We start from the raw sequence: 10110 nt of genomic DNA on the forward strand, positions 1-10110 counted from the left end.
TTGGAAAATCAAATAATCACTATAAAGATCAAGCATATCCATTTAATTCCCTCCCTAAAATTAAGGGCGGAATTCTAATGCTTTTTAGTCAAACTACAAGTTTATGTGCGTAACATGAGTCAATAAGAAATAATTGTTCATTAAAACTATCTTATGTTAACCTATTGAACCAATTTGTTATGCGATTCATTAGTTCTGGAGAGTATTTTTGTGAATCACTTTATTTAAGGTATCCAAATTGAAAGACAAACTCGATCTAGATCCTAAAGCAACCAAAACCGCTTCCATTTCAACCTATACGATTTTAAAATTTATATACAAGCTTATTAAAAATCAACCCTCAAAAATTTTTACTTTTACTAGAATGTGGGCTACTGGTTCTACGCAGCTTACCGCCGATTTAGGTAAAGAATTAGTCGAAGTACTAAAAGATCTAAAACCGAATTTTCGAGCGATTGTTGATGTATTACTGGCGAGCAATCATGCTACCAATTTAGATGATTTATACGAAACGATTAAGCCGCTTCTTGATAATTTATTAAATAAAAACATTGGCAATTATGGTGTTAATCTAAAAGAGCTTGATGTTGATAAATTGCTGACCGAATCTTATATTAAAAGCGATTTACTGCCTATCTTTCTCACCCTGCGGGATATTCCAAAGTTTTGCAAATCTATTAAAGAAAAGAATTTCTTAAAGATTATCCAAGATACTAGAACGCAATTATTAACTCATTTAGAAACAGATTTACACAGTGAAATACGCAAACATTTACTGGTGGGGCGCGACGGTCTTTATGAAATGAAGCCAGAGGATCCTGCTTTAGTTTCTCAGATAAAAAAAATACTTAATGCCTTTGTTTATGCAGAAAAAGTGATTACCTTTGTAAATTCTCTGGATTTAAATCCCGATACTGGTTTTAAATTTGAGGCTCTTCTTGATAATAAAGGCGAAAATCAAGTTGAGTTTTTAACCAAAGTAACCTGGTACTTAGCAATGAAGGATTCAGTCATTGGAAATTACCTCAGTTTTACTTTGGATTTAGAACCTGATGAGCTTCATTTTATCCATGAAATCGAGAAGACTATTACTTATGTTCGCAAAGCCCAATCCTCACTTTTAGAGGTCGACCTACCGACCTATCAAATTTTTGAAACAGAGCTAAAAAGTTTAGATGACCTTATCGTGTTTCTGCAAAAAATGACCAATGGTGATGCTAAAGCGATATGGGAAAATAAATTAAGCAATATTGATGTGCTAGCAAAAGCCGCAGGCGATTTAGTTGGTAAACCTCTTGGTTCATTCATTGATGAATTAAAACCGCGGCCCGGGACACGTAACTTAAGTGTACTGACTAGTCATCTAGGTTTATTGCCGGGGTACTTAGATGAGGTAACTCAACTAATCTATTCCTATGGTGCGGGGCAACCGGAGAAGGAGTTAGCTCTTAGTGAAGCCGATAAAGAGGTCCATAAAAACGCAGCGATTAAATTATTTTTTGAATTGAGTAATTTTGATAGTTTGTTTTTCTGGCAAAAAGCCTCTGCCGCTTTATTTCCAATTCGCAAAGATATTGTCACTCTAAGTCAAGGAACTTTTCAACAAATAACCCGAACAAATGAAGCGCTAGGGGAGATGGTTGCGCATCAATTATCTCGAGTGAAAACAGAGTTATGTACTAAAATTATCGCTGAATCTGATAAATTAGAGCTTTATCTTGGGCTTGCTCCGGGGGTTTTAACTAAGCCTTTAATGTTAAGACTTAATGGCTTATACCAACATTTAGTCTTTCATGCGAATTATATTATTGATTTAAAGGAAAAATATCCTGATTTATTACAGTTAGATAATACTTCCTTTTTAACTAAACGTTTGCAAAATACCTTGCAACAAAAAAACGATTGTCAACTTAAATTAGATAGAGCAATGAGGGCCAAACAAGATTTGTTGCTTTTTATTGAACAGTTTGTTAAGGCTAAAACAAAAGAAGAAAAACTCATTTTAAATACACTTTATAACTCATTTAAGCTCTATGTTATAGATTACAATCCTCGCCTAAGTGTCTTGTTGGATAAATACCTTACTGAGGATGCTAGTGCGTCAGACGCATTAAATCTTTCTGAAGAAGAGTTAGGGTTAATGTCTAAGTCGGTGCAAGGGTTATGTGACAAAGAGCTTGCTACTTTCGGTTGTTTTTTAAAATTAGCTGATAGTCACTTAACCGAACTACCTAAACAAATTAAAGGTAAGTTATACCCGCTAGACTCTGAAAAACAACATTCTTTGTTGTATATTAATGAGCCAGACTGGCTTGCTGATAATAAAATACTTACTAAAGAAGCTAATACGCCTCTAAAGAAAGGATATCGCTTCGTTGATAATTTAAGTGCTTTAACTGTTGAGAGTAGAGCAGATTTATATGATTACCATTCTATCCGCGTTTTAACCCTAAGACATATTCAGCAAGAAATTGAGCTTTTCCTTCAACAGTTATCCGTCGCGGATTGGTCGTTGAACCCCAAGAGTGTTAATCAAATACTAGAGCGCTATAGGGTTTTGCAGCCTTATTTGGTCGATGCCCTTGCTACTACAGATAGTGAGATAGATAACTCTTTTGTAGACCTGTTGAACCAACTATTAAATGATGTAGAAAAACCAAAGAAATTGGTAGTGGTTTTGGACTCTATGAATGCCCGGATGAATGAGTTAAAACGGCAATTTGCAATTGAAATAAGTGCTTCTGAAAGTCGGCGGATGCTGTTTGAGACTGCCCATTTAAGCATTAGAGAAAAAAAATCGCTTCTTTTTAATAATGAGCCGCTAAGCCTAAAAAGTGAGCTTGTTCAACGGCAAGATAAGTGGATTCGCCATCAACAATTATCACGTGCTTCCACAGACATGAAAAATGTTTTGCTTAAATTACTGACTCAATTTGATCCGAGCTTAAAATTATCTGCAGCCAAAGCTAATTCACATGCTGTTGTTCCTTTTCCTGAAATGGAAGATGATTTGGAAGCACTTACTGTACCTAGCCAGGTTTCTTGGGCTAAGCGGATGCTAAATGTTGTCCATTATATTAATAGCAACTTTAAATACCTTGAGTCTTTAGATCGCGATATACATAAAAAAGACATCACTCATTATTTTTTAAAGGGCCCTTTAATTGAAGGACTTTATCAGATAAAACCTTTTCTTGAGCTCGCCAAGGCTTATCAAACTTTAATGGAATTAATGCAAGAGCCAACAGGTCAAGTACTTTTCGATAGCGTAAAATCAAGCTATGAAAATTTAATGGCGGTTTGGGAAACGGTAAAGCCTTTATATTTTGTCAGTTCTGAGCAAGTACAGTCAGCAAAACCTAAGGCGGTAAAGAGCAGTGGTTTATGGTATCCAGTCTTATCTTTAATGGTGCTACCAGAGCATCTTGAGCATTTATCATCAGGCCAATCCTATACATCTCATCACGCAGAATTAGCTCAAAAAAATGCCAAGGAAGTAGCTCAATATATCGAACAAATAAGTGATGAATTTCAGGCTGGGCAATATTTCTATTTATTGCTGAAAAGCCCTTATGTGATTTTTAAATTCTTGCCCCAATTAAAGAGTAAGATAGATAAGCTATGTGAAGACACTAATGAAATAACTACTGCGCATCTGCAAGATATTCAAACAGTTTTATATAGTTTATTAGTGGAAACGGATGCTTTAGAGCTGAAATTAGGTTTACGAGTGGGACTTATATCCCAACCAACCAAACTTATTTTGGATAAGTTTTTTACCCGTTTTATCGAGCCCTTGTCGATTAGTTTTCAAAAATCCGCACAACTAGTACAAGATCTTTCATCTTTTCAAAGTCGATTACAAATAAATCGCCAAAAGCAAACTGAAACGATGCAAATGTTAGACAGCGAAAAAAATAGTTTGCTTTCCTTGGATGAATTTTTAAAAGTTCTAAAGGTCATAAAAGCTAAACTTGATACCAAAGAGCTTATTTCGCCTATAGAGAAAGAGGCGTTTAAAAAACTTTACTGGTCTATCTACCCCGTACTACAAGCACAACACAGTCATTATCAAATCTCTCTAAATCAAAAAGATAAATCAATAAATTTAGATAAGTTTTGCGATGAGTGTTTTAGTGAACAACTAAAAGAAGTAAGGGTGGATAATAAGGTTTATCATTTCAACTCGCTAAAAGATGTGATGTATTTAACCACTCATGTCCATGCCGCTAAAAAAGGTAATATTAATAGCCTAGAAATGAGAGCTGCTTATTTAAATGCGCAAGCACAATCGCTGATTAATGCAAAACAGCATTTTATTAAAGTAGAATCGCGCGCTGCTTTAGATAACTGTATTAAGTACACCATTAATGGGCAAATTGAATTGATTTGTAAAAAGACCAATCAATTAGTGTACTTAGAGCAAGAATATAAACACATTTTATTAAAGGCCTTACTTTCTCAAAAGGAGGAGATTTTTGCCAAGGTGGCTAATCTCCCTGTTAAAGAGATAGAGAAGGCAATTTCAACCGAACTACAAAAGCAATTTCATTTATTTGGCCAAACCCAATATCAACAATTGCTTCAGCTTGATAGTATTTTGGCAGAGATAGAACGATTTCAGCTCTATTGTCAAAAAGAAAAATTTAAACCGATTTATGAAAATACTGATCCAACCAGTGGTACTTTGACGCCGAAAATAGCCTTGTTAAATAGGCTCAAAACCTTGGCGCAAAATGACCAGCTACCCATTGAGCAACGTATCGCACAGCTTGCTGATGAGGCAAGAAAAGATAGTTTTTATACTATTCTGATGTCTCATGATAGCCATTTTAAATTTGAGCTCAAAGCAATAAAGCGTATGTTCTTAAATTTATTCCATAGTATTTTTAATTTTTTTGGTATGACTTATCATCCTGAGGATTTTTACACCTCACTGAATAAGGTACTTAAGCCTGAGGGGACAAGCCCAACTAAATCGCCTTTGATTAATACAGGCTTTTTCTCAGATCTTTGGCAAGGTAAGTTATTTGATGAAGCTAATGAGGCAGAACTTACTTCATTAGACTCACCTGAAAAGCCTAGTTTATCTTAAGGAGATAATGATGTTTTTATCAAAAGAGGCGATTAGTAAACAATTATTTCATGAGTTTATCCATTTTAAAACTCTAAGACTTGCACCTGGGAAACCCGTTGAATTAAAACCTGGCACGCTTTTAGGTAGTTCATTAAAGGAAGATCTGGGATTAAGTATTGAATTTGCAGAGCGGCAATTAAAATCGCAATTAAAAGATGAACAAGCATTGCCAAAAGACCGCGAGCAATTTACTCAATTATTCTCCTCTTTGATTGCTTATAAAAAGTCATCTTATTTACCGAGTAACCCTTTTTCTGGATATGTTCAAGCTGAAGCTGCGAGTGCTTATCCTTGTGCATGGTCCGTGTTTGCCCCTTTATTCATTAAAGCAAATAGTGAAAATCTGTCTTTTGAAACAGAAGCGAGTTTTATAGCTTATCTCAAAAGTCCTAAGGTAGGATTTCACTTTAATAAAAATGCTAGTGTTGATCAAACTGGGTTATACTTTGCGGTGCAAACTAATAACTATGAAATGGTTAACGCCTTTTTATGCCCAGAGTTTTATGATTACCAGTTGACCAAAGAAGACTTAAAAAAATTATTGTCCTTAACTAATGATAGAAAAACCCGCATGGTTTTGTTTCGTCATTGCCAAGAGCTTATTCCTTGGATAAGTGATGATAAGGATTTACAAGTAAATTGTATCAACAGTTTTGATGAGCTTGCCGAGCTTTGGTCTGATTTGAGTGAGGACCAGCATAAAGAGTTTATAAAAAGTACAAATGCCCAACTTTGGCTTAAGCTCTTAGATAAAGATTTAGGGAAACAAAAGATTGCCAAGCTATTGGGAAGTGATTTCGCCTTATTAACTAGTAAACTCTTACAAGATGTTTCAATAAAAAACAAAAGTTCACTACCTAAAACCCTTAATTATATCTCTAGGAAGCAACATTTTACTTATTTGCTTCATGCCACCGAACTTAACAAGCTCTACCCGCTGCCAAGGAGTGCGGATTGGAATAAATTATTATCCGCTCTAGGTTATCAGCTAAATGAAGCAGGGCAATTAACCATTACCCGTTACGTCCTACGTGGGGTAATTGCTAAAGTTCATAATCAATTGATTGGGATCTTGATATCCCTCCCCATAAAGGCTCAAGTAATTATTGAGGCTTTAGAAAAAATTGAAGCTTATGTCCACCATCCAAACACCAAAGAAGAGTATAAGAACTTCCTGGAAACTATTGCAAAGGATTTAGTTAAAAAAGAATATGAAACAGGATTTTTTATTGTTAATTGGATTAATAAATTACTGCGTTATTTAAATATTAAAAGTGAATCGCCATTACATCCCTACATCGATAGGTTGACCCAGGTTATTAAAGAAGAACCAGTTGCCTACATTCCTGGGGAACTAATGGATATTTTACCTGCTAAAGCAGACTATAGCGTGTATAGAGAGTCTCTATTGGCTTATTTTGATGCCAATATTGAATTATTTTGGTTAAAATTACCCGCGCCAGATCGCAGACTAATCGTGCAAGATCCCATTCGTTTTGACAGCTTATTGAATTTTTTGTCGGCCCCCCACGATTATCGGTCTAATTTTTTTAAAGTCCTCGATAAAGATTCCTTGGCTTATTTTAACAGCGCAAAGGGTTTACAGCAGTTAATTATAGAAACCCCATCTTTTGATCCAAAACGAGATCTTCCTCTTCTAATTGAGGCGATGACAACCGAGGAAATTACCTTTTTAGATGATGTTCCCAGTATTGTTGAGCTTATGCTTGACGGTAATGAAAAAATATTTAAGCAAACTGCACCGTTTTTTCCTTTTAATACCAACAGTACTGATAGTTTATTATTTCAAGAAAGTATTTTAGAGTCTTTACCCAAACCCTTACAAAAAGAGCAGTTTAACCGTTTTCTTCAAGCTTACTGTGCTGATGCCCATCATTTCTCCGCGCTCTTATTAATGATTAATAACTCGAATCCTTTGTTAGTCAGTCAATGTTGGGATAATGTAAGTCACGAAATGTGGATTCAATGGTATGGTGAATTAGAACATGCTCTGCATTGGTCGCAAATTTTAAAACATCTCGAACTTGGTGATCGTCTGGATTTTTTTGAAAAATTAACTAGTGAAGGAAAATTAACCGCAGACGAGTTTTGTGAGTTCCTATTAGAAAAAAATGAGGCTGTGTTCCTTGCTTTATGGAGTAAGGTCCCAGCACAACAATGGGCCAGCTGGCTAAATGATAATCCCCATTTGCCCGCCACCACCCTCAATCTTTTAAATACGATGGCCTATCCTTTGCGGGTGCAATTTTTTAAAGCCATGCTTAAAATGAGTTCAGCGGAACTAGGTAGTATTTGCGTTGTACCTAATCAAACCATTGAGCAATTTTATCCAAAGGATGTTGCAAATAAAATAATGAATGCTACGACAGTGAGTGATGTGAAAGCAAAACTTGCTAAATTAAAGGAAACAAAATATCTCGAGTTTGATGATACATTAAATGAATTAGCAAAAGCACTTGATAGTATCAGCGCCCATTTGATAGATCTGAATAAAACAAACGTAAAATCACACAATGATTGGGGAACTTATGCAGTTAGCTTTTTTAAAACAGACCCCTATTATGGTTTAGTAAATTCAATCAGAATAAGTAAAATGTTGGCTGATAAATTAGCGCTAAGAATTTCCGCACATCCCCTCTTAGAAATCAATAAAACTAATCCAGTAGCAAGTGTTCAATTTGAAAAACTAGACAAAGCTCTTCAGGAGTTGCGTGGACAGATTAAACTTCTAGAGCCGCAAACACTTGATATGCCTTCTGCTTTGCTAGGTGAATTTACTGCATTGAAATTAATGGTGCAAAAAATAGAACAAATTAATACCTTACCGGGAAGAGTTGGCCCTGAGGCACTTGAGGCTAGTGTGATAAGTGATGCTGAAACTGTATTAAGGGCTGCGATGTAAATTAAATGTCATTTGCGTCCAGGGACTCATGATATAATATAATTTTATTATTTTGTGAGATAAAAATTGCACCACTTACCTTCATGCTCTAAATGCGGTTCTGAATATACTTATGAAGACAATATGATGATCATTTGTCCTGAATGCAGTTATGAATGGCCTAAAAATACTAATGAAGGCTCTGAAGCGTCCGAGCCCATTTTTAAAGATGCTCATGGCACTATTTTACAAGATGGTGATGCCGTTACAGTCATCAAAGATTTAAAAGTAAAAGGCTCATCACTGGTAGTTAAAGTAGGTACAAAAGTCAAAAATATCCGCCTAGTTTCAGGTGATCACGATATTGATTGTAAAATTGATGGGATTGGTCCTATGAAATTAAAATCAGCCTTTGTTAAAAAAATTTAATAGGCTGCTTATTTTACCTATTTGTTGTTGGGCTTGACCCAGCAGCCCTAGCTTGAATCTGTTTTAAATTAAGGCGGTCTAATTTTTTTTTGCCTGTTTATTATATTATCCCATGAGTTTAGTCGTGCATACTTTCTGCTCGTTAATTCGCAGGTGATTTAAAGTAATTAAACTAAAAATACTAAGTACACCCAATAAACGCATAAAAGAGGACGGTTCTTTAATGTCGGCCACGGAGCTAATAAAGCTAAACAACGCAGAGCAGCTAAATTGACAAAAGAGGGTTAAAGCCAGAGCTAGTGCCATTTGTTTGGGAAAAGGGCGAACTACTACGGAGCACGCACTTGCAACAATAAATCCGGTACCAAAATAATAAATAGCCATAGGAAGAATGAAAGTTAATAGAATAGAATCAGAACATAGATTAAAAATCCCCATTAATACTGATGAGCATGCAAAAAAGTACACTCCAAAAGCAGTAAGCTGTCTACTTGAATAATGTTTAATTAAAAAACCACAACAAGCACTTCCCAATAAATGCATGATCGCCATCGTTGTTTTGGCGCCACCATACTGAGTAGTCGTCCATTGTTCGCCTTTAATTAAAATAAATGAAGCCGAAGTGTTAAATGCTGATTCACCAGCCATCATTAAGGCAGAAATACCTAGATAACCGATGAAGAGAGGATGTTGAAAAACAGTTATTACCGTGTTCTTAAAGCTAAAATCATTATAATAAGTTCTCTGTGTTTCTTTTAATCCAAAACTTAAGGGAACGAGCATTAAGGCATAAGCCGCAATAATTAGAGAAGCAACTTGCCAATTCCATTGACTATTAATGAGGCCTCCACAAAAGGATAAGAAACAAATAAACACACCAGCAAAAGTAAATAGCCAGGCAAAATATTGCGTGGCCTTTTGCTCATTGTGACAATCATTAATCATTGCTCTACCCATCAATAAGGTAGCGCCAACCGCTAAACCCTGGAAAAAACGACATAATAATAAAAGAGTAATGGAGGGGCTAAACGCAGCTAGAGCATTAGTAATAAGATAAAGAACGAGACCGAAACTAAAAATGGGTTTTCTACCGTAACGTTCAGAAAGTATACCCCATAACAGCATACTTAAGGCTTTGCCTAATAAGAAAATGCTCATTGTAAGTTGAGCGGTATTGGATTTAACGGAAAAAAACTCAGCTATTTGGGGCAAGGCGGGAGAAAAAAAGTGAATATCTAAGTTCCCTAAAAACCAAGTGCATAATATTAAGAGCACTGTTTTTTTGGTCATGATCTCACCTCAGAATAGTCAGTAAATAATGAAGACTGCTTCAACGAAATCCAATGAAAATAAACTAAGGTGAAGCTAAATAAGCCATAAAGGCCTGCAAGAACCATAAACAACATGGGATAAGATAACCAATTCATCAAAATTCCGCCGAGTACTAAACCGATTAAATTTCCCAACTTAGCACAAGAATTAGCTAAGCCAAGTGCATAACCTGGTAAGGAGTATCGATCACTTAATAACTCATGTTACGCACGGTCAATTTTAAGCTGCCATATTTTTAAGCTCCTGCCAAGCAATCTGGTTCGCTCTAAGAATCAATTTGTACTTAATAGCAAAGTGATTTAAATGAGTT

General features: G+C 35.6%; 4 protein-coding genes. 3 read left to right on the top strand and 1 reads right to left on the bottom strand.

Annotated elements, in window-relative coordinates; all coding sequences use genetic code 11:
- Window positions 1-238 precede the first annotated feature (238 nt).
- The 3 genes from ELY15_RS10725 to ELY15_RS10735 all read left to right on the top strand — a co-directional run bounded on the left by ELY15_RS10725 (window position 239) and on the right by ELY15_RS10735 (window position 8468).
- Window positions 239-5095 (top strand): hypothetical protein, encoded by a 4857-nt coding sequence (locus tag ELY15_RS10725; protein WP_127099848.1) that lies wholly within the window; start codon window positions 239-241, stop codon window positions 5093-5095.
- 7 nt (window positions 5096-5102) lie between these two features.
- Window positions 5103-8060: a hypothetical protein gene (locus tag ELY15_RS10730; RefSeq protein WP_148111239.1), complete on the top strand. Its 2958-nt coding sequence runs from the start codon at window positions 5103-5105 to the stop codon at window positions 8058-8060.
- Between the two features lie 66 nt (window positions 8061-8126).
- Window positions 8127-8468 (top strand): zinc ribbon domain-containing protein YjdM, encoded by a 342-nt coding sequence (locus ELY15_RS10735; protein WP_127099851.1) that lies wholly within the window; start codon window positions 8127-8129, stop codon window positions 8466-8468.
- A 105-nt stretch (window positions 8469-8573) separates the two neighbouring features.
- Here ELY15_RS10735 and ELY15_RS10740 read toward each other — a convergent pair whose 3' ends face one another.
- A complete protein-coding gene (locus ELY15_RS10740; RefSeq protein ID WP_127099853.1) occupies window positions 8574-9758 on the bottom strand; it encodes an MFS transporter in 1185 nt (394 codons plus the stop codon).
- Window positions 9759-10110 lie beyond the last annotated feature (352 nt).

Source organism: Legionella sp. km772 (genome assembly GCF_003989735.1).
Lineage (GTDB): Bacteria > Pseudomonadota > Gammaproteobacteria > Legionellales > Legionellaceae > Legionella.